Origin of the sequence: uncultured Reyranella sp., assembly GCF_945957355.1 — a bacterium.
In the GTDB taxonomy this organism is placed as follows: domain Bacteria; phylum Pseudomonadota; class Alphaproteobacteria; order Reyranellales; family Reyranellaceae; genus Reyranella.
This window is the reverse complement of record NZ_CAMFKM010000014.1, coordinates 100,413-120,384: the sequence shown is the minus strand read 5'-3', so window position 1 is coordinate 120,384 and position 19,972 is coordinate 100,413. Positions and strand designations below refer to the sequence as shown.

The 19,972-nt window shown below is 67.4% G+C and carries 18 protein-coding genes; 6 read left to right on the top strand and 12 right to left on the bottom strand.

All coding sequences use genetic code 11. From position 1 onward, the window contains the following. Position 1 precedes the first annotated feature (1 nt). From Q0Q48_RS21450 to Q0Q48_RS21440, 3 genes are read right to left on the bottom strand one after another with little or no spacing between them, the layout of a single operon-like run. Complete coding sequence (locus tag Q0Q48_RS21450; protein ID WP_295142351.1) at positions 2-1,066, bottom strand: lysine-2,3-aminomutase-like protein; 1,065 nt, start codon at positions 1,064-1,066, stop codon at positions 2-4. Positions 1,067-1,079: 13 nt separating this feature from the next. Continuing rightward, positions 1,080-1,769: a hypothetical protein gene (locus Q0Q48_RS21445; RefSeq protein WP_295142348.1), complete on the bottom strand. Its 690-nt coding sequence runs from the start codon at positions 1,767-1,769 to the stop codon at positions 1,080-1,082. Then, positions 1,766-3,418, bottom strand: coding sequence for an NAD(P)/FAD-dependent oxidoreductase (locus tag Q0Q48_RS21440; protein ID WP_295142345.1), 1,653 nt, complete (start codon positions 3,416-3,418; stop codon positions 1,766-1,768). Before Q0Q48_RS21440 ends, Q0Q48_RS21445 begins: the two co-directional genes overlap by 4 nt. A 252-nt stretch (positions 3,419-3,670) precedes the next feature. Here Q0Q48_RS21440 and Q0Q48_RS21435 point away from each other — a divergent pair, with 252 nt between their 5' ends. Further along, positions 3,671-4,849 (top strand): HlyD family secretion protein, encoded by a 1,179-nt coding sequence (locus tag Q0Q48_RS21435; RefSeq protein ID WP_295142341.1) that lies wholly within the window; start codon positions 3,671-3,673, stop codon positions 4,847-4,849. A 162-nt stretch (positions 4,850-5,011) separates the two neighbouring features. Beyond that, a complete protein-coding gene (locus Q0Q48_RS21430) occupies positions 5,012-6,586 on the top strand; it encodes a DHA2 family efflux MFS transporter permease subunit (protein WP_295142338.1) in 1,575 nt (524 codons plus the stop codon). 1 nt (position 6,587) lies between these two features. On the opposite strand, the gene Q0Q48_RS21425 is transcribed toward Q0Q48_RS21430, so the two are convergent. Further along, positions 6,588-8,150 (bottom strand): AMP-binding protein, encoded by a 1,563-nt coding sequence (locus Q0Q48_RS21425; protein WP_295142335.1) that lies wholly within the window; start codon positions 8,148-8,150, stop codon positions 6,588-6,590. A 57-nt stretch (positions 8,151-8,207) separates the two neighbouring features. Between Q0Q48_RS21425 and Q0Q48_RS21420 the strand changes: the two genes are divergently transcribed. Both Q0Q48_RS21420 and Q0Q48_RS21415 read left to right on the top strand, forming a co-directional pair. Next, complete coding sequence (locus tag Q0Q48_RS21420; protein ID WP_295142331.1) at positions 8,208-9,488, top strand: ArgE/DapE family deacylase; 1,281 nt, start codon at positions 8,208-8,210, stop codon at positions 9,486-9,488. Between the two features lie 32 nt (positions 9,489-9,520). After that, positions 9,521-10,531 carry an NAD(P)-dependent alcohol dehydrogenase gene (locus tag Q0Q48_RS21415; protein WP_295142328.1) on the top strand — a complete coding sequence of 337 codons (1,011 nt, stop codon included), beginning with the start codon at positions 9,521-9,523 and terminating at the stop codon, positions 10,529-10,531. A gap of 7 nt (positions 10,532-10,538) precedes the next feature. On the opposite strand, the gene zigA is transcribed toward Q0Q48_RS21415, so the two are convergent. From zigA to ald, 3 genes are all read right to left on the bottom strand, one after another. Continuing rightward, complete coding sequence (gene zigA, locus Q0Q48_RS21410) at positions 10,539-11,744, bottom strand: zinc metallochaperone GTPase ZigA (RefSeq protein WP_295142325.1); 1,206 nt, start codon at positions 11,742-11,744, stop codon at positions 10,539-10,541. Next, on the bottom strand, positions 11,737-12,351 hold the full coding sequence (locus tag Q0Q48_RS21405) for a DUF1826 domain-containing protein (RefSeq protein WP_295142321.1): 615 nt from the start codon (positions 12,349-12,351) through the stop codon (positions 11,737-11,739). The genes zigA and Q0Q48_RS21405 overlap by 8 nt, the downstream gene beginning before the upstream one ends. Before the next feature lie 194 nt (positions 12,352-12,545). Then, positions 12,546-13,661: an alanine dehydrogenase gene (ald, locus tag Q0Q48_RS21400; RefSeq protein ID WP_295142319.1), complete on the bottom strand. Its 1,116-nt coding sequence runs from the start codon at positions 13,659-13,661 to the stop codon at positions 12,546-12,548. A gap of 135 nt (positions 13,662-13,796) precedes the next feature. Between ald and Q0Q48_RS21395 the strand changes: the two genes are divergently transcribed. Then, complete coding sequence (locus tag Q0Q48_RS21395) at positions 13,797-14,306, top strand: Lrp/AsnC family transcriptional regulator (RefSeq protein ID WP_295142316.1); 510 nt, start codon at positions 13,797-13,799, stop codon at positions 14,304-14,306. Here Q0Q48_RS21395 and Q0Q48_RS21390 read toward each other — a convergent pair. From Q0Q48_RS21390 to Q0Q48_RS21370, 5 genes are all read right to left on the bottom strand, one after another. Next, the gene (locus Q0Q48_RS21390) at positions 14,279-15,142 is read right to left on the bottom strand and encodes an EamA family transporter (RefSeq protein ID WP_295142313.1); all 864 of its coding nucleotides are present in this window, start codon (positions 15,140-15,142) and stop codon (positions 14,279-14,281) included. The genes Q0Q48_RS21395 and Q0Q48_RS21390 overlap by 28 nt on opposite strands. 4 nt (positions 15,143-15,146) lie before the next feature. Next, positions 15,147-15,764, bottom strand: a complete 618-nt coding sequence (leuD, locus tag Q0Q48_RS21385; RefSeq protein WP_295142311.1) for a 3-isopropylmalate dehydratase small subunit — start codon at positions 15,762-15,764, stop codon at positions 15,147-15,149. Between the two features lie 130 nt (positions 15,765-15,894). After that, positions 15,895-17,289 carry a 3-isopropylmalate dehydratase large subunit gene (leuC, locus tag Q0Q48_RS21380; RefSeq protein ID WP_295142308.1) on the bottom strand — a complete coding sequence of 465 codons (1,395 nt, stop codon included), beginning with the start codon at positions 17,287-17,289 and terminating at the stop codon, positions 15,895-15,897. Between the two features lie 43 nt (positions 17,290-17,332). After that, positions 17,333-18,559 (bottom strand): tetratricopeptide repeat protein, encoded by a 1,227-nt coding sequence (locus Q0Q48_RS21375; protein ID WP_295142304.1) that lies wholly within the window; start codon positions 18,557-18,559, stop codon positions 17,333-17,335. A 152-nt stretch (positions 18,560-18,711) separates the two neighbouring features. Continuing rightward, entirely contained in the window at positions 18,712-18,915 is a 204-nt protein-coding gene (locus Q0Q48_RS21370; protein WP_295142301.1) for a DUF1127 domain-containing protein, read from the bottom strand. Positions 18,916-19,031: 116 nt separating this feature from the next. On the opposite strand from Q0Q48_RS21370, the gene Q0Q48_RS21365 reads away from it, so the two are divergent. Further along, the gene (locus tag Q0Q48_RS21365; protein WP_295142298.1) at positions 19,032-19,934 is read left to right on the top strand and encodes a transcriptional regulator GcvA; all 903 of its coding nucleotides are present in this window, start codon (positions 19,032-19,034) and stop codon (positions 19,932-19,934) included. The last annotated feature ends 38 nt before the right edge of the window (positions 19,935-19,972 follow it).

Genomic DNA, 19,972 nt, shown 5'->3' with positions numbered 1-19,972 from the left:
GTCAGCCGGGCGGGTAGCGGTGCTGCCCGCCGAAGACGTCCTCGACCGTCAGAGCCCCGGGATCGTCGGCCAGGTAGGAGGGGCCGACCGGCACCTTTCCGTGACCGCCCGGCACGTCCAGCACGTAGGTCGGCTGGGCGAGCCCGGAGAGGCGGCCGCGCAGGGCCCTCATCAGCGCCTGACCCTCGGCAATGGACACCCGGAAATGACCCGTGCCGCGCACCAGGTCGGGATGATGCAGGTAGTAGGGCTTTACCCGGGCCGTCACCAGCGCGCGCATGAGCTGCTCTAGGGTCTCGACATCGTCGTTCACGCCCTTCAGCAGCACCGTCTGACCCATCAGCGGCAGGCCGGCGTCGGCAAGTCTCGCCAGGGCTGCACGGGTCGGGGGGCTGAGCTCGCGCGCATGATTGCAATGAACGGCCAGCCAGACGCCGACCCGGCCGGGCTTGAGGGCCCGCACCAGCCCGGCGGTGACCCGTTCAGGATCGACGATCGGCACGCGGCTGTGCAGGCGCACGATGGCCACGTGGGGGATCGCATCGAGTGCGGCCATCAGCTCGGCCAGCCGGCGCGGCGCGAGCATCAGCGGATCGCCACCGGTCAGGATCACTTCCCAGATTTCCGGCCGGCTGCGGATATAGGCCAGCGCCGCCGCCAGCTCCTCGGCTGACAGGGCCTCGCCGCCCGGACCGACCTTCTCGCGGCGGAAGCAGAACCGGCAATAGACCGGGCAGACATGCAGCGGCTTCAGCAGGACACGGTCGGGATAGCGATGGACGATGCCCTTCACGGGCGAGCGCGCCTCGTCGCCGATCGGATCGGCCAGCTCGTCGGGCGAGACCTCGGCCTCGGCGCCGCTCGGCACGAACTGCCGGGCGATCGGATCGTCGGCCAGCCGCGACCGGTCGATCAGCGCCGCCATCTCCGGGGTAATGGCGATCGCCATGGCCTGCGCGGCGTCCGGCAGGCGCGGGTCGGGCAGGAGGAGGCCCTCGCTTTCGAGAGCTTCCAGGGAGCGCAGCGTCGGCATGGCGGCGCCGAGATAGGCGTCGCGGCCCCTCAAGTCCAGCGGCCGCTCAGGTCCAGCGGGCCGTATCGGCGCGGTCGACGGCGGTCAGGAGGGTCGCGGTGGACACCACGGTCCAGTCGCAGAGGTCGTAGCGGCGGCTGAGCTTGTCGCGTACCGCCGCCTCGGCTGCGCCTTCGGGCAGTTTGGAGCGCTCCCACATGGCGAGGTTGGGCCGCCGGGTCAGCAGCAGGCTGCGCACGCCGCCGTGCAGGCCCGCGCCCGTGACTTCGTCGGGGCCGGTACCGGTGCGCTCGCCGGTCGCCTGCCAGAGCCCGATCACCTGCGAATCGTAGGCACCCTCGAAGCCCGGCCAGGCCGCGGCGCAGAGGTCGAGGAATTCCGGCCAGTTCGGCTCCGGCACGGCGAACCAGCGGAAGGCGTAATTGCCCTGCCGGGTCGGCGGGACGGTGTCGGTCGGGCGGAGTGTCGGCGCCAGGGCCTCACTGGTCACGGCGCGGATGTCGGTTCTGTCCGCCACGAGCGCGCGCTCGGCTCGAGCGGCGGAGGTGCCCTGCGGCCAGACGCTGATCGCCTGCACCTCGTCGCGCGGCCGGCCGATCTGGCTGCGCCAGGCGCCGTAGAGCTGGCCGCCCGCTTCGCCGATGCGTCGAGCGCCATCGTCCGCCAGCCCGTCGGCAACGGCCTGCCACCGCCGCGGCGCGGCGTCGATGCGGTGATGGACGAAGGTGGCGCTCACGCGAGTACGTGGTGACGGCTGAGCGTGAAGCCTTCGTAGCCGCCGGCCGTGATCTCGTCGCAGCGCTTCTTGTAGCGATCGAAGCCGCCGACATAGGGCATGAACACGCGCGGCTTGCCCGGAATGTTGGCGCCCACGTACCACGAGTTGGCCAGCGGATAGAGCGTGCTGTCGGCGACTTCGTTGACGTGCCGGACCCATTCAGCCTCGGCCTGCGGCGACGGTTCGATGCGGTCGAGCTGGTGCTTGCCGAGATGTTCGAGCGCATCGGCGATCCAGTCGACATGTTGTTCGATGGACGCGATCATCTGCGTCTTCACGCCGGGGCTGCCGGGACCGGTGACGACGAACATGTTGGGGAAGCCCGAGACCATCAGGCCGAGATAGGTGAGGGGGCCGCCCTGCCAGTGATCGGCCAGCACCGCGCCCTCGCTGGTGCGGATGTCGATCTCGCGCAGCGCGCCGGTCATGGCGTCGAAGCCGGTGGCGAAAACGATGGCGTCGAGTTCGTATTCCTGCTCCGTCGTCCGCACGCCCTTCTCGGTGATCTCCTGGATCGGGGCAGAGCGCACGTCGACCAGCTCGACATTGTCGCGATTGTAGGTCTCGTAATAGTTCGTATCGAGACAGAGGCGCTTGGTGCCGATCGGATGGTCCTTGGGCGCCAGCAGCTCGGCCGTCCTGCTGTCCTTCACGATGCCGCGGATCTTGTTGCGCGCGAACTCCGAGGCCGTGTCGTTGGCCTCCTTGTTCACCAGCAGGTCGGTGTACGTATAGAGGTAGCTGATGCTGCCGCCTTCCTGCCACTTGGCCTCGTAGGCGGCGTTGCGCTCCTCCTCGGTGGCTTCGAGCGCCGACTTGGTCGGCCGCGGATAGCCGCCGATGGCGAAGGGCGTGTCGTAGGCGGCGCGCCGTCGGGCGGGATACTCGGCTTTGTGACGGCTCTCGCGCTCTTCCTCCATCGGCCCATTGCGCGCCGGCAGGCTGAAGTTGGCGGTGCGCTGGAAGACATGCAGATGTCTGGCCTGCTGGGCGATCAGCGGGATCATCTGCACGCCCGAGGAGCCCGTGCCGATGACGCCGACCCGCAGGCCCGTGAAGTCGACACCCTCATGCGGCCACAGACCCGAATGATACCACCTGCCCTTGAAGCTTCCGATGCCCTTGAAGTCGGGCACGCGCGGCGTCGAGAGATTGCCCGCTGCCATGATGCAGTAGCGGGCGCGGATCTCCTCGCCCTTCTCGGTCCGCAAGGTCCATTCATTGGCCGCCTTGTCGAACAGGGCCGACTTGATGCGGGTGTTCAACTGCACGTCGCGGCGCAGGTCGAAGCGGTCGGCGACGTGATTGATGTACTTCAGGATCTCGGGCTGGGTACCGTAGCGTTCCGGCCACTTCCACTCCTGCTGCAGCTCGTCTGAAAAGCTGTAGGAGTATTCGAGACTTTCGACGTCGCAGCGCGCGCCGGGATAGCGGTTCCAGAACCAGGTGCCGCCGATGCCGGAGCCGGCTTCATAGGCGCGGACCTTGAGGCCGAGCTTGCGCAGGCGGTGGATGGCGTAGAGGCCGGCCAGTCCGCCGCCGACGATCGCGACATCGAGGGAGGCGACATCCTGGCGAGGCACGGGCGCGTGGGAAGCATCGGGCATGCGACGGCTCCTGTCTTGAATTTTTGCTCTGCGAGCGGTGTCCGACGGGCTTGCGTGAACAGCGTCGACCCGGTGGCCCGCTTTGGCAAGAGCAGCGAGCACGGATGCGGAACTGGCACCGCGCCATGCACGGCGTGCGTTGCTGCAAGGCAGTGCCTGAGCGCGAAGATCGTTGGCCCGCCGATTGTTTCGGCCTTATTCTTTTTTCATGACAGAAGCGCGAAACCCCGGTTGAAAGCGGCAGGATAAGTCGTGGATCAGTCGGTGCCGCCGCCCGCCCTCAAGACATCGCCTGTATCGCCCATCGTCGGCGTCGCGCCTCCTGCGCGCGTGAGCCGGACATCCGGCATCATGCGTCTCCTGCTGCGGCCCCGCTTCATCTTCATCGGTCTCCTGCTGCTCGCGGCGGTGGCCTATGGCGGTCGCGAGGTGCATCTGCGTCTCACCCATGTCTACGAATACGACGCCCGGGTGACGGCCGACATCGTGACGGTGTCGAGTCGCGCCGAGGGATGGATCGTCGATCTCGCGGTGCGTGAGGGCCAGCGTGTCGAGGCCGGGCAGACCCTGGTCAGGATCGACGACCGCGCCGCGAAGCTGCGGGTCGACGGCTTGAAGGCGCAGATCGAGGGCGTACGAGTCGAGCGGGCGCGCCTGCGCGCCGAGCGCAAGCTCGACCAGAACCAGGCCGATGCCGCGATGCGCACGCGCACCTCCATCATCACGGTGCGCGAGAAGGCGCTGGCCGCCCTGCGGGCCGACCTCGATTTCGCCAGGCTGGAACTCGACCGCAGCAAGACGCTGTTCGCCAGCAAGGTCATCAACGAGCGCCAGCTCCAGATGGCGCAGGCGGCGGTCACGAAGCTCGAGATCCAGATCCTGCAGCTCCAGGCCGAACACGAGCAGGCCGAGGGCAGCCTCGGCGAGGCGAAAGTCGGTCACGACCGGCTGGGCGTGATCGACGCGCAGATCGAGGCGCTGACCCACCAGGTCGCCGTGCTGGCGGCGCAAATGCGCCAGCAACAGGTCGATGTCGAGGACCGCACGATCAAGAGCCCGATCCCGGCCGTGATCGACCGCACCTTCACCCTGCCGGGCGAGTATGTGGCGGCGGGCCAGCGAATCCTGCTGCTGCACAATCCCGACGAGGTCTGGGTCGAGGCCAACATCAAGGAAACGCAGGTCGGCAAGCTGAGGCTCGGCCAGACCGTTCGCGTCTCGGTCGACGCCTATCCCAACGACACCTTCGTCGGCAAGGTGGGCCGCATCGGCAGCGCCACGACGGCGCGCTTTGCGCTGCTGCCGACGCCCAACCCCTCGGGCAACTTCACAAAGATCACGCAGCGCGTACCGGTCAAGATCGACATGGTCCAGATGCCGAAGCCGCTGACGCCCGGTATGATGGTCGAAGTCGAAATTGACATTCGGTAGGCGGGGAGCAGGCGATCATGCCGTTGCCCATCCTTCGAGACGGCCGCTCCGCGGCCTCCTCAGGATGAGGTCTTTGGTGGCGATACAAACAACACCTCATCCTGAGGAGCGAGCACCGCGAGCGTCTCGAAGGATGGGCAACGACGAAGCCGTAGCCGCATCATGACGGCAACCGCCATCCCCCTGCAGACCGCCGCGGCGCTCACCGAGCGCTACGGTCCCTCCTATCGCTGGCTGGTCACCGTCACCGGCATGATGGGCGTCGTATCCATGGTGCTGGCCATGACCACAGTGAATGTGGCGGTGCCCGACGTCATGGGCGCCTTCGGCATCGGGCAGGACAAGGCGCAGTGGATGTCGTCGGCCTACATGGCGACGATGACGGCGGGCATGCTGATCAACGCCTGGGTGAGCGGCATCCTGGGCGAGCGCCGGACCTTCGTCGGCGCGCTGTTCTTCTTCTCGGTGGGCGCGCTGATGGGCGGCTCGGCGCCGACCGAGGATGCGCTGATCTTCGCTCGCGTCCTGCAGGGGTTCAGCGCCGGCATCGCCCAGCCGCTCGTCATGGCCACGATCTTCACCGTCTTCCCGCCGGAGCGCCGCGGCATGGCGATGGGCGTATTCGGGCTCGGCGTGGTCTTCGCACCGGCCATCGGCCCGACCCTGGGCGGCCTGATGATCGAGTACTTCTCCTGGCGCTACGTCTTCTTCATCTCGCTGCCGTTCTGCGTCGTCGCCGCCGTCCTCGGCCTGGTGTTCATGCCGACCCGGCCGATCCCCAAGGTCATACCGCCCTTCGACTGGCTGGGCTTTGCGCTGCTCTGCACGGCGTTGCTCGGGCTGATGACCGGCATCGCCGACGGCCAGCGCGAAGGCTGGAGCTCCGACGCCATCGTGTTCCGGCTGGTCCTTGGCGCCGCGGCCACCGTCGCCTTCATCTGCTGGGAGCTCTACACGCCTCGGGCGCTGCTCGACGTGCGCATCTTCGGCAATGTCGAATTCGCCGCCGCCGCGCTCATCGCCTTCATCTTCGGCGCCGGCATGATGGGCTCGACCTACATCATCCCCGTCTTCGTGCAGACCATCATCGGCTTCACGCCGCTGGTCGCAGGGCTGATGATGATGCCGGCCGGCATCATGCTGGCCTTCATCTTCCCGCTGGCCGGGCGCCTGTCCGATGCCATGCCGGCCTCGACCATGATCATCGGCGGGCTGATCCTGTTCGCCGCCGGCTTCGCCTGGATGACCACGGCCGACATCGACACGACCTTCTGGACCCTGGTCTGCATGGTCATGGTCTCTCGACTGGGGCTGGGCTTCATCAATCCCAGCCTCAACGCCTCGTCGCTGAAGGCGCTGCCGGCCGACAAGGTGCGCCAGGGTTCGGGCGTCGCCAACTTCATGCGCCAGCTCGGCGGCGCCTTCGGCATCAACCTGATGGTCGCGTTCTTCGAGATCCGCACCCGCTTCCATGCCGATGCGCTGACGGCGACGCAGGACTGGGGCAACCGCACGACCGATCGCATGCTGACCCAGGTCGAGCACCTGATGCAGAAGAGCGGCCTGCCGTTCCAGCAGCAGAAGGCCGGCGCGCTCGAGTATCTGGCGACGATGCTGCAAAGCAACGCCCAGATGATGGCGTTTTCCGATACGTTCATCATCGTGGGCGTGGTGGCGCTTCTGGCCCTGTTTCCCGCCGCCCTGCTGTCGCGTTCGCAGCGCCGGTCGCGCCGGTGAGTCACACGATGCGGCTCTTCTTGTCGCCCCAGTAACGGTCGCGCAGCAGGCGCTTGTAGAGTTTGCCGGTCGGCAGGCGCGGCAGCTCGTCCTCGAAATCGATGGAGCGCGGCACCTTCTGCCGGGCGAGATGCTGGCCGCAGAAGGCGATCAGCTCCTCGGCGGTGGCGCCCGTCTTCGGCACACCCGGCATGAGCTGGACGACTGCCTTCACCTCCTCCCCGAGATCCGCGTTGGGGACTCCGAACACCGCCGCGTCGGCCACCTTGGGGTGGGTGATCAGCAGGTTCTCGCATTCCTGCGGGTAGATGTTCACGCCGCCGGAAATGATCATGAAGGTCGCGCGGTCGGTCAGGTAGAGATAGCCGTCGGCATCGACATAGCCGACGTCGCCCACCGTGCTCATCGTGCCGTCCTCGGAGCGCGCCTCGCGTGTCTTGGCGGGGTCATTGAAATACTCGAACGGCGTCGCGGTCTTGAACCACAGGGTTCCGGCGGTGCCGGTGGGCAACGGTTTCATGTCATCGTCGAGCACGTGCAGTTCGCCGAGGAGGACGCGTCCGACCGTGCCCTTGTGCGCCAGCCATTCCTGCGAGTTGCAGGCGGTGAAGCCCAGCCCCTCGGTGGCGCCGTAGTATTCGTGGATGATCGGGCCCCACCAGGCGATCATCTGTTCCTTCACCTGGACCGGGCAGGGCGCCGCCGCATGGATGGCGATCTCCAGCGAACCGAGGTCGTACCGCTTCCGTGTCTGCTCCGGCAGCTTCAGCATCCGCGAGAACATCGTCGGCACGAGCTGGCTGTGCGTCACGCGATACTTCTCGATGAGCTGCAGGTAATGCTCCGGGTCGAAGCGCTCCATGACGATCACGGTGCCGCCCATGCGGATCGTGAGGTTCACCGCCGCCTGCGGCGCCGAATGGTAGAGCGGCGCCGGCGAGAGATAGATCATGCCTTCGCGGTACTGCCAGAGCTTCAGCAGGAAGGAGAAGATCGGCAGGAGTTGCGACGGCGACTGCTCGGCCAGCGGCCGTACGATCCCCTTCGGCCGTCCCGTGGTGCCGGACGAGTAGAGCATCGCCGTCCCGAGCGATTCGTCGGCGATCGGCGTCGCGGGCAGGCCGCTCGTCGCCTCCGCGAGGTTGACGATCTTCGCCGCGCCGGCCGATCCGCCGCCAGGCCCGTCGACGACGATGCAGAGCGCGATCGCCGGACAGTGGGCCACCGCCGCGAGCGCCACGTCCCACTTGGCCTGCGAGGTGATGAGCACCTTCGAGGCGCTGTTGTTCAGAATGTAGGCAAGCTCGTCCGCCGTCAGGAAGGAATTCACGCACGTATAGTAGGTGCCGGTGCGCTCGCCGGCGGTACAGCATTCCACGTAGCGCGCGTTGTTTTCCATGAAGATCGAATAGTGATCGAGGCGGTTCACGCCATGGGCACGCAGCAGGTGCGCCAGCCGGTTGCTGCGCGCCTCCAGCTCGCCGTAAGTCACGGTCTCGCCGCTGCCGGCCATGATCACCGCAGGATGGGACGCCTGCGTCGTCGCGTGTTTGCCCGGGTACATTTTGTTTCCTCCGTCGAAACTATAGACGGCGTACCGGGGCTGCGCCAAAGTCAGTGCATGCTCGATTCATCGCTCAAGTCCAAAATCATGGACGAAGTCAATCGCCGCTTCGACGATCAGACGAACGTGCTGGCCGATCTGGTCAGGATCCCCTCCACCCGTTTCCAGGAAGCGCCGGCCCAGGACATGATGGCGCGCCTGTTCAAGGAGGACGGGCTCGGCATCGACCGCTGGCAGGTCAAGATCGACGACCTCAAGCACCTGCCGGGCTACTCGCCGCATTCGCTGGACTATGACGATGCCTGGAACGTGGTCGGGGCCTGGCGGCCGTCGAACCCGAAGGGACGGTCGCTGATCCTCAACGGTCACATCGACGTGGTTCCCGAGGGGCCGCACGAGATGTGGACACGCAATCCCTACGACGCCTACGTCAAGGACGGCTGGATGTACGGTCGCGGCTCGGGCGACATGAAGGCCGGGCTGATCCTGAACGTCTTCGCGCTGCGGGCGCTCCGCGCGCTGGGCTACATGCCGGCGGCCGACGTCTACCAGCAGTCGGTGGTCGAGGAGGAGTGCACCGGCAACGGCGCGCTCGCCTGCCTGCAGCGCGGCTATCGCGCCGACGCCGCACTGATCCCCGAGCCGTCGGGCTGCACGCTCACCGTGGCGCAGGTCGGCGTCATGTGGTTCCAGGTCAAGGTCACCGGCCATCCCGTGCACGTCTACAAGGCCGATGCCGGCTCGAACGCGATCGAGTCTGCCTACCGCATCATCCAGCAGCTGCGCGAACTCGAGAAGAAGTGGAACGCGCTGAAGGAACACGACAAGCACTATTGCGACCATCACCATCCGGTGAACTTCAACGTCGGCAAGATCGCCGGCGGCGACTGGGCGAGCTCGGTCCCGTCCTGGTGCACCTTCGACATGCGCGTGGGCGTGCTGCCGACCCAGACGCTCAAGGAGTGCCGGCAGGAGGTCGAGGACACGATCCACCGGGCGGCGGCCAACGATCCCTTCCTGGGTAACAACCTGCCCACCATCAGCTGGGAAGGCTTCCAGGCCGAGCCCTATGTCCTCCAGAACCACGAGCATGTGCGCGACATCCTCGCCGATGCGCACAAGACCGTGTTCGGCGCCGAACTCGACGACCGCCGCACGACCGGCACGACCGATGCCCGCTTCTTCGGCCTCTATGCCGGCCTCCCGGCGCTGGTCTACGGGCCGCAGTCGGACGACGTCCACGGCTTCGACGAGCGCGTGAACCTGGAATCGATCCGCAAGATCACCCAGTCGACGGCGCTCTTCATTGCCGAATGGTGCGGCCTGGAGAAGGTCTAGTAGCCTTCGGCCGGGTAGCCTATGGGAGCGGCATGACCCCAAATCATGCCGCGACCGGGACCATGCGCGCCTTCGTCTGTCGCCGCTATGGCGGCCCTGACGTCGTCGCACTGGCGGATGTGCCGAAGCCCGTGCCGCGGGACAACGAGGTTCTCGTCCGGATCCACGCAACGACAGTGACCTCGGGCGACTGGCGCATCCGGACGTTGTGCGTTCCGGCTGGATTGGGACTCGTGGCGCGCCTGGCTTTCGGTTTCACGGGGCCGCGCCAGCCCATCCTGGGGACCGAGATGGCCGGGACGATCGAGGCCATCGGGAAAGGCGTTACGCGGTTCCGGGTCGGCGACGAGGTCTTCGGCTTCCCCGGCGGCGCGATGGGATGCCATGCCGAGTATCGGGCGATGCCTGAAGACGGCAGGCTGGCACGGAAGCCCGCCAACCTGTCGTTCGAGGAAGCGGCGTCGCTGCCCTTCGGCGCGTCGACCTCGATGCATTTCCTGCGCAAAGCGGGCATCCGGCCCGGTGACAAGGTCCTGGTGATCGGCGCGTCCGGCGGCGTGGGCACCGCCATGGTGCAGCTCGCGAAGCACCACGGTGCCGAGGTGACCGGCGTCACCAGCACGAACAACCTGGCGCTCGTAGCGTCGCTCGGCGCCGACAGGATGATCGACTATACGAAGGACGACTTCACGGCGCGACGCGAGACCTACGACATCGTCGTCGATACGGTCGGCAGGACGACGTTCGCGCGCTGCAGGCCCGTGCTCGAGGACAAAGGCAGGCTGCTCGCGGTGGCCGCGGGCATGCCGGAGATGCTGGCGGCACTGTGGTCGCCGCTGACCGGCAGCCGTCGGGTCATTGCCGGCCCGGCCGCCGAGCGCGTCAGTGACCTGGCGGAGATGGCCGCCCTGGCGGAAGCCGGCGCGCTGAAGCCCGTCATCGACCGGCGCTACCGCTTTGCGCAGATGGCCGAGGCGCACGCCTATGTCGAGACCGGCCGCAAGCGCGGCAGCGTGGTGGTGAGCGTCGAGCCTCCTCGTTAGGGGATCGTCATTCCTGTCCCGGCATTTTCCAGGCGGGGAAGGGATCGGGGAGGAGTGCCCACATCGCGGGTCCCATCTTCATCTCGGCGTCGGTCAGCAGGCAGTCGTCGAGACGGCGCGTGAGTTCCCTGCGGTCCATGCCCTTGGTGCCGATGAAGACGATCTCCTGCCGGCGGTCGCCGTAGGGGCTCTTGAAGGAGTTGCGGATGCTGGCGCGCCAGGTCGAGTCCTGGGGCCAGTCCTCGCGCTTCACCGCCGCCCACCAGGCGCCCGCCGCTTCGTGGCGAAGCATGCCGCCGGCCTGGCTGAGGGAGCCCGCGAAGTTCATGCGCGACGCCAGCCAGAAGAAGCCTTTGGAGCGGATCACACCGTCCCAGCGGCCGTTGAGCAGGGCATAGAGCCGCATCGGGTTGAACGGCCGGCGGGCCTTGTAGACGAAGCTCCAGAAGCCGTAGGTCTCGGTCTCCGGCGTGTGAATCCCGCGCATTTCCTGCATCCAGCCGGGCGCCTCGCTCGCCTTCTCGTAGGAGAACAGGCCGGTGTCCATGATCTGGTCGAGCGGGACCTTGCCGAACGCGCCGGTGACGATCCGGGCCTTGGCGTTGAGGCGCCGCAGCATCATCTTCAAGAAGCCGAGGTTCTCGGGCGAGACGAGATCGGCCTTGTTCACGACGATGACGTCGGCGAACTCGACCTGTTCGACCAGCAGGTCGACGACCGTCCGCGTGTCCTCGGGCTCGGCGGTCTGGCCGCGCTGGTGCAGGAAGTCGGCCGAGCTGTAGTCCTCGATGAACGCCCGGGCGTCGACGACCGTCACCATCGTGTCGAGGCGCGCGACCTTGGACAAGCTCTTGCCCGCCTCGTCCTCGAATTCGAAGGTCGCGGCCACCGGCATGGGCTCGGAAATTCCTGTCGATTCGATCAGCAGATAGTCGAAGCGGCCCTCGCCCGCGAGCCGTTCGACCTCCTGCAGGAGATCCTCGCGCAGGGTGCAGCAGATGCAGCCGTTCGACATCTCGACCAGCTTCTCTTCACTGCGGCTCAGCTCCGCGCCGCCCTGGCGCACCAGGGCGGCATCTATGTTGATCTCGCTCATGTCGTTCACGATCACCGCGACCTTGCGGCCCTCGCGGTTGTTCAGCACGTGATTGAGCAAGGTCGTCTTGCCAGCGCCCAGGTAACCGGACAGCACGGTGACGGGGAGCCTATTCATCGTCGGGGACCTCGTTGAGGCAGAGAAAGAGCCGCGTCTGCCCGCTGCCGGAGACCGGGGGTGAGCGGTGCACGATGGCCTCCGTGCCGGCCCGTACCACGCCCTTGAACAGGCCGGCGGCGAAGCGCGGGAACTCGTTCAGGGGCCCGCGATAGCGGCGCTGGGCCTTCAGCGCGCGGGCAGAATGCTCGAGCGGCGGCCATTGCGTGCCGGGACCGCGATAGGTTGCGTTGAGACGGTAGCCGACATGGTCGCGATGGAACCGCCAGCAGGCATCGTGGGCGATCACTTCGAGGCGCAGGTCGACGTCGCGGCTGCCGGCACGCTCGGTGAAGCAGCGTGCGAGCGCCGCAATGTCGTCGATCAGGGCGCGGCGCCCGGGACTGTCGGCCAGCTCCACGAGGTCGCAGAGGGCGGCGAGCCGGGCCGGGACGCAGGCGACCGGTCCGGCGAAGTGGCCTTCCGGCAGGCGTTCGGCCGGCAAGGAATCGAGCCAGGCGGCCAGCCCCTCGGCTTGCGGGCGATGCCAGATGGCGAGGGCGACTTCGTTCTCGGCAATCCGGTGAAAGACGGCTTCATCGGGACTCTCGACGATCCGTTTGCTCACGATACCAGACAAGGGAGGCCTTCTCCGAAGACAGGGATAGCCGTGGTCTTCTTGAGGAAAAGGTATAATATAACATTTCATCTGGTCAAGCCAAAGAAGGCCTGAGCCAGAAGGGCGGGCGTTGTCTTCGCTCCCTTACCTCCTTCGGGCGTCCTCTCGCCCACTGCGTGGGCGGAGAGGACGATAAAGGTGCGTCAGGCCGCGATCGCCTGCTCCGCCGGCGCATAAGGCAGGCCGAGGCTTTCCGCGGCGGCCTTGTGCGTGAAGCGGCCGCGATGGATGTTGAGGCCGGCGCGCAGGTGCGGGTCCGCGGCGACGGCGGCGAGGCCCTTAGCGGCGAGCGCGAGTCCGAAGGGGAGTGTCGCGTTGTTCAGCGCCTCGCTGGACGTCAGCGGCACCGCACCCGGCATGTTGGCGACGCAATAGTGGATGATGCCGTCGACCTCGTAGGTCGGCTCGGCATGGGTCGTGGCGTGGGATGTCTCGAAGCAGCCGCCCTGGTCGATGGCGACGTCGACGATCACCGAGCCCGGCTTCATCGACTTCAGCATCGTCCGGGTCACGAGCCGGGGCGCGCTGGCGCCGGGCACCAGCACGGCGCCGATCACGGCGTCGGCCGAGAAGACTTCCTGCTCGACGGCGGCGATCGTCGAGTACCGCGTGCGGACGCGGCCCTCGAAAAGCTCGTCGAGTTCGCGCAACCGCGGCAGCGACCGGTCGAGCACCGTGACATTGGCGCCGAGGCCGGCCGCCATGCGCGCGGCATGCGTGCCCACGACGCCGCCGCCCAGCACGACGACATGCGCCGGCTGCACGCCGGGCACGCCACCCAGCAACAGGCCGCGGCCACCGCGATGGCGCTGCAGCGCGCCGCCGGCCGCCTCGATCGACAGCCGCCCCGCCACTTCGCTCATGGGGGCGAGCAGCGGCAGCCCGCCGCGAGGATCGGTCACGGTCTCGTAGGCGATGGCCGTGCAGCCCGATTCGAGCAGCCCTTTAGCTTGCGCAGGATCTGCGGCGAGATGGAGATAGGTGAACAGGATCTGGCCGGGGCGCAGCTGGACCCATTCGCCGGGCTGCGGCTCCTTCACCTTCACGATCATGTCGGCATTCGCGAAGATCTCGGTGGCGGTGGCGGCAATGCGCGCGCCGGCGGCGCGATAGACCTCGTCGCCCGCCCCGATCCCGGCCCCCGCACCGGTCTCGACCACGACCTCGTGGCCGGCATGGACGTATTCACGGACCGCGCCGGGTGTCAGCCCGACGCGATATTCATGGGTTTTGATTTCTCTCGGCACACCGACGCGCATTGGGTCCATCTCCAGGCAGGTTCGGGTGTCATCAAACCAAGGAATGCCGGTTTGTTTCCCGGCATTCTGAAGATCAATTGAGTCTCTCCTGCCGAAATTCTACGCTGAATCGCGAAAGTACGCAGGATTCCGAACATGCATCTCGACAAGATCGACGCCACCATCCTGTCGGAGCTGACGGAGAATGCCCGGGTGAGCCAGGTCGATCTCGCGGCACGGGTCGGCCTGTCGAGCACGGCGGTGGCGCGGCGGCAACGGGCGCTCGAGGAGGACGGCCTCATCCGCGGCTACCAGGCGGTGCTCGATCTCGCCCGCTTCGGCCTCGCCACCACGGTCGTGGTGCGGATCACCCTGGACAGCCAGAGCGACGAGGCGCTGACCGCATTCGAGCGGGGAGTGCTCGACTGTCCGTCGGTGGTGCGCTGCTTCCTGATGTCCGGCAGCGACGACTATGTCGTGATCGTGCTGGCACGCGACATCGAGGATTTCGAGCGCATCCACCGCACCGAACTCTCGCGCCTGCCGCGGGTCGCCCGGCTGGAATCGAGCTTCGCGCTGCGCGAGATCGTGAACCGCGCGGTGCCGCCGTCGGTATTCGGCAAGACCACGCGAGCCGCTCAGCGCAGACGCCGCGCCGAGGCATAGACCCCGAGCGCCACGCCGCCCAGCACGACCGCCACCGCCACGAGCCGCTCCGCCGACAGCGGCTCGCCGGTCAGGTAGGCCGAGATAGCAAGCGCGGCGCAGGGTACGAGCAGGCTGACCGGGCCGACCTTCGCGGCGGGATAGGTGCGCAGCAGCGTGCCCCAGATCAGGTAGCCCAGCCACATCACCGGAACGACGGTATAGAAGAGCACGAACCAGCCGCGCCAGGTCGGCGCGAGGATCGGCGCCGCGAGCGCCGCCGGCCCGTCGAGCACAAGGGACGCCAGGGCGAGCGGGATCGGCGGCAGGACGCTCGCCCAGACGGTGACGGCGAACATCGAAACCCCGCGAGCCGAGCGGAAGAAGAGATTCCCCAATGCCCAGGTGAGGGCCGACATCAGCGCGAGGCCGATCGCGAGCAGCGGCGTGTCGTCCGAGATCGAGCGTGCCAGCAGGACGACTCCGGCCACGGCGACGGCGAGACCGAGCCACTGTCCGCGCGTCGCATGCTCGCGCAGCAGCAGGGCAGCCAGCACGACGGTGAGCGGTCCCTGCAACTGCACCAGCACGGAGGTCAGGCCAGGCGGCAGGCCGGCCCCCATGGCGAAGAACAGGAAGATGAACTGGCCGCCGAACATCAGGCCGCCAATCCCCGCCAGGACAGACCAGGAGACGGCGGGCTTCGGGATGAAGAAGGCCGGCAGGGCGCCCAGCAGGAAGCGCCAGGTGGCGAAGGCGAAGGGCGTGAACTCGTCGAGGCCGAAACGGATGACCGTGAAGTTCAGCCCCCACATCGCCACGATGAGGAGGGCCGCCGCGAGATGCAATGGGCTCAAGCGTCTACAGCCAGACCCACGGACGCGCGCCCTTGTCCGACGCCTGCCACGCCTCGATCTCGTCCCGCCGCGACAGGGTGAGCGCGATGTCGTCGAGGCCGTTCAGCATCGCATGCTGGCGACGCGCATCGACCTGGAACGGGATGGTGCGGCCGGTCGGCGAGATCACCTGGCAGTTCTCGAGATCGACGGTGATCCGTGCGTTGCCGGGCGAGGCCGTCATCTCGTCGGCGAGCTGCTCGATCTCGTGGATCGGCAGCGCCACCGGCAGGAGGCCGTTCTGGAAGCAGTTGTTGTTGAAGATGTCGCCGAAGTAGGGCGCGATCACCGCCTTGATGCCCATGCCCTTCAGCGCCCACACCGCGCCCTCGCGGCTCGAGCCGCAGCCGAAATTCTCCCGGCTGAGGATGATCGGCGCGTCGCGATAGGGTGCCTGGTTGAAGATGCAGTCGGGGTCCTCGCTGCCGTCGGGCCTGAAGCGGAGCTGCTCGAAGCAATAGGGGCCGAGCCCCTCGCGCGTCACGTTGTCGACCAGCCGCTCGATGCGGATGATCAGGTCGGTGTCGACGTTCTGGCGCATCAGCGGCGTCGCGACGCCCGTCACCTTGGTGAACTTGTCCATCCTGAGTCTCCTCCTCCCACCTCATCCTGAGGAGCGCGTGCAGCGCGCGTCTCGAAGGATGGGCAACAAACGTGGTACTCGTTCCCACCCTTCGAGATGCGCTGCGCGCTCCTCAGGGTGAGGTCTTTCGCTAGATCTTCCTGACGTCGGCGATCGCGCCCTTGATCGCAGCAGCCGCCGCCATGGCGGGGCTGGCGAGATGGGTGCGGGCGCCGGGGCCCTGTCGCCCGACGAAGTTGCGGTTGGAGGTCGAGACGCTGCGCTTGCCGGGCGGCACCCGCTCGCCGTTGGAGGCGAGGCACATCGAGCAGCCGGGCTCGCGCCATTCGAAGCCCGCCTCGGTGAACACGCGGTCGAGGCCCTCGGCTTCTGCCTCGGCCTTGATGCGGACCGAGCCGGGCACGACCCAGGCGGTGACATGGTCGGCCTTGTGACGGCCCTTCACGATCTCGGCGGCGGCGCGCAGGTCGGAGAGGCGGCTGTTGGTGCAGGAGCCGATGAACACCCAGTCGACCGGCGTGCCCTCGATCGGCTTGCCGGGCTCGAGGCCCTGATACTGAAGCGCGGCTTCCCAGGCGCCGCGCTTCTCCTCCGGACCGGTGCGCGGATCGGGAATGGCGCGGTCGACGGCAATCACGTGCTCCGGGCTGGTCCCCCAGGTGATCTGCGGCGCGACGTTCTTCATGTCGATCGTGTGCTCGCGATCGAACTCGGCGTCGGGATCGCTCGGCAGGGTACGCCAGTGCGCGACGGCGCGGTCCCACATCGCGCCCTTGGGCGCATAGTCTCGGCCGTTCAGGTATTCGTAGGTCGTGTCGTCGGGCGCCACCATGCCGGTGCGCGCGCCCATCTCGATGGTGAGATTGCAGAGCGTGAGTCGTGCCTCGGCCGGAAGGGCACGCACGCCCGAGCCGGCATACTCGACCGAGTAGCCGGTGCCCGCAGCCGTGCCGAGCTCGCCGATCAGGTGCAGGATCATGTCCTTGGCGGTGACGCCCGGCATCAGCTTGCCCTCGAAGCTGGCGCGCATCCGCTTGGGCTTGCGCTGCACCATGGTCTGCGTGGCGATCACATGCACCAGTTCGGAAGAGCCGATACCGAAGGCCAGCGAGCCCAGTCCGCCATGGGTGGACGTATGGCTGTCGCCGCAGACCAGCGTCGTGCCGGGAAGCGTCAGCCCCTGTTCGGGACCCATTACATGAACGATACCCTGGCCATCTTGCCCCAGGTCAAACAGCTTGATGCCGTAGGCGCTGGTCGTCTCGCGCATCGACTTGATCAACGGCAGGCCCGGCGGATGGGTATGCTCGGTGCGACCGGGCCTGGTCGACATGGTGTGATCGGGCGTGCCGTAGGTCAGCCTTGGCTGCGCGGGCGGATAGCCTTTGTCGATGGCTTCCTTCAGCGCCTTGCCGCCCGACATGTCATGGAGCAGCAGGCGATCGATGTGCAGCAGAACGAAGCCGTTGCCGAGATCGGTGATGACGTGGCTGTCCCAGATCTTGTCGAACAGGGTCTTGCCCATGGGTTGGCCTCTGGGTGTGGGGTGATCCGCCGGGACGCGGATATCAGCACCCGGCGAGCCGCGCCGCCAGTCCTTCGCGATCATCGTCGCGCAGCAGTTCCGCAGACGCATACCAGGGCGATGTTCCGAGGTTCGGACCCCAGAGCCAGTCTGCGGTATTGGGCACCAGGATCACCGTCGGGATGCCGAGCGCCGCCGCCGCATGGGCGGGCCAGGTGTCGTCGCCCACGACGAGACGACAGGTCGGAATCTCTTCCGGCGTGCGCGCGAGATCGAGCCCGGCAAGGCCAGTGGGCGGCTCGGCGGCAGTGAACCAACCAATGCGCGAAGAAGGTTCAGGCTTGCGGCTCAACCTGGCCGGCGGCGGCAGCGCCTCGCGTGTCCAGTTCAGGAGAAGCGGCAGGCTGCGCAGTGGGGCGGCGGCCACGAAACCGTCGAGCGGCTCGCCTCGACGGATCGTCGGGCCATCCAACCAACCAGCGAGGGTCGCACCGCATTGCACGACCGCGTCGACACCGCGCGCCAGCATCAGGGTATCGCGCAGCGCGGCGTCGCTCTCGATGTCCGCCTGTTCGGGGTAGAGTAGCAACCGGCCGTCCAACTCTTCACCCTGCCAGCGCGGCAGATCGGGCGCGTAACGCTCGCCCGGGATCTCCAGCCGCGCCTCGTAGTCGCCGAGCCCGCGCCACCAGTCACCCTGACGCAGCATCAGCTCGCCGCGCCGCAGCCGGAGACGCGGATCGTCGGGCTGGCTCACCAGGGCGGTTTCGAGATCGGCCAGGGCACCCGCCCACTCGCCGCGCGCGGCCAGCAGTTCCGCCCGGGCGCTCAGCGCCGGCAGCAACCGGTGGTCGATCGACAGGGCGCGGTCGTAGGCGCGCTCGGCTTCCTCGGCCCGGCCCAGGGCTTCGAGAGTCCGGCCGGTATTGTGGGCGATGACGGCGTCGTCCGGCTTCAGCCGCACGGCCTTTGCGAGGGCGAGCAACGCCTGCTCGTGGAGGCCAAGCTGCATCAGGCAGCCTGCGAAGTTGGTCTGGGCCGCGACGTCGCGCGGCAGGAATTGAGCGGCACGCTCCAGCGGCTCACGCGCCTCGGCGAAGCGACCGAGCTTCAACCGCACCTGGCCCAGAAGATGGAGCGCCTGGCCCATGTTCGGGCGCGCCTCGACGATGCGGGCAAACATCTCTTCGGCCGAGATGAAATCACCTGCCGCCGCGCGCTGCAGGGCGTCGCGGCCGAGGCTCTGGATCTGCTGGTCGGTGAGCGGCACGTGGCGGCTCTAGCAGAGCCGGGCCGGCTGGCAAAGGAGAACGGCAAAGAAAAAGCCGGCGGTCGCAAGGGAGGCTGGAGCGACCGCCGGCCAGGGCCCGGAGGGGGATGGTCCCGCGCAGGGTAAGAACGGGACCCCTCCGGATTCGGATCTCAGCTGCGCCAGAAGGGCTTGTTCGCCTCGAACTGGACATCGGTCGGGCTGATGCCCAGATCGCGCATCGTGCGGTAGTCGAGGTTGGTGAGCTCGCGGCGCTGCCGCGTGCGCTCGCGCCACGTGGCGAGGATCTGGCCGAAGGTGGCGAAGCTGCCGACCAGTGGCGCCTGTGACGTATGGTGAAGCGATATGTTGGCCATGGGACTGCTCCCGGAAGGGTTGAACTCTGTTAAGGCTCATGTGCGCTCCGGGGCACCCCTTTACAAACGACCCTTTGTCCTGTTTTGATTAAATTTGCTCATGTGAAGGACGTGCGATGAAACGATCCCTGCCGCCACTCAATGGCTTGCGTGCCTTCGAGGCTGCCGCGCGCCATATGAGCTTTACCGATGCCGCGGAGGAATTGAGCGTCACGCAGGCCGCGATCAGTCACCAGGTGCGCGGGCTGGAACAGAGACTCGGATTAAAATTGTTCGTGCGGCGCAATCGCTCGCTGCTGCTGTCCGAGGCCGGTCAGGCCTATCTCCCTTCAGTGCGTGCGGCCTTCGACCAGCTGAACGAGGCGACCGAGAAGCTGCTGCAGAAGGACAAGGGCGGGAACCTCACGGTGACGACGACCTCGTCCTTCGCGGTGAAGTGGCTGGTGCCGCGGCTGGGTGGTTTCCAGCGCTCGCATCCGGAAATCGACGTCCGCGTCTCGACCGGCACGTCGCTGGTGGACTTCTCGCGCGAGGATGTCGACATCGGCATCCGCTACGGCCGTGGCCAGTGGTCGAACCTGCTGGCCGAGCGGCTGGTCAGCGAGGACGTCATGCCGGTCTGCGCGCCCTCGCTGCTCAAGGGACCAAACGGCCTCAAGAAGCCGGCGGATCTCAGGCGCTTCAACCTGCTCCACATCGGCAGCTTTCCCGACGACTGGCAGGTCTGGCTGACGGCCGCGGGCGTGAAGGGTGTCGATGCCTCGCGCGGCGTCTCGTTCGACTTTGCGCTGGCGGCCTATCAGGCGGCGATGGACGGGCTGGGCGTTGCGCTTGGCCGCAACCCTCTGGTCGAGCCCGACCTGAAGGCCGGCCGGCTGGTCATCCCGTTCGAGTTCAAGCGCTCCTCGGACTTCGCTTACTATCTGGTCTATCCGCCCGAGGCGATCCGGCGGCGCAAGATCAAGGCGTTCCGCGACTGGATCGTCTCCCTGTCCGATGTGGCGCAGCAGGCGGCCTGATCATGCGGTTCGTCGCCGGAAGGGCAGCGGGCACCTGC

Bases quoted from the DNA above. Each gene is read 5' to 3' on its own strand.
- Q0Q48_RS21440 (WP_295142345.1), bottom strand. From the start codon at position 3,418: ATGCCCGATGCTTCCCACGCGCCCGTGCCTCGCCAGGATGTCGCCTCC.
- Q0Q48_RS21430 (WP_295142338.1), top strand. From the start codon at position 5,012: ATGACGGCAACCGCCATCCCCCTGCAGACCGCCGCGGCGCTCACCGAG.
- Q0Q48_RS21425 (WP_295142335.1), bottom strand. From the start codon at position 8,150: ATGTACCCGGGCAAACACGCGACGACGCAGGCGTCCCATCCTGCGGTG.
- Q0Q48_RS21420 (WP_295142331.1), top strand. From the start codon at position 8,208: ATGCTCGATTCATCGCTCAAGTCCAAAATCATGGACGAAGTCAATCGC.
- Q0Q48_RS21415 (WP_295142328.1), top strand. From the start codon at position 9,521: ATGACCCCAAATCATGCCGCGACCGGGACCATGCGCGCCTTCGTCTGT.
- zigA (WP_295142325.1), bottom strand. From the start codon at position 11,744: ATGAATAGGCTCCCCGTCACCGTGCTGTCCGGTTACCTGGGCGCTGGC.
- ald (WP_295142319.1), bottom strand. From the start codon at position 13,661: ATGCGCGTCGGTGTGCCGAGAGAAATCAAAACCCATGAATATCGCGTC.
- Q0Q48_RS21395 (WP_295142316.1), top strand. From the start codon at position 13,797: ATGCATCTCGACAAGATCGACGCCACCATCCTGTCGGAGCTGACGGAG.
- leuD (WP_295142311.1), bottom strand. From the start codon at position 15,764: ATGGACAAGTTCACCAAGGTGACGGGCGTCGCGACGCCGCTGATGCGC.
- leuC (WP_295142308.1), bottom strand. From the start codon at position 17,289: ATGGGCAAGACCCTGTTCGACAAGATCTGGGACAGCCACGTCATCACC.
- Q0Q48_RS21370 (WP_295142301.1), bottom strand. From the start codon at position 18,915: ATGGCCAACATATCGCTTCACCATACGTCACAGGCGCCACTGGTCGGC.
- Q0Q48_RS21365 (WP_295142298.1), top strand. From the start codon at position 19,032: ATGAAACGATCCCTGCCGCCACTCAATGGCTTGCGTGCCTTCGAGGCT.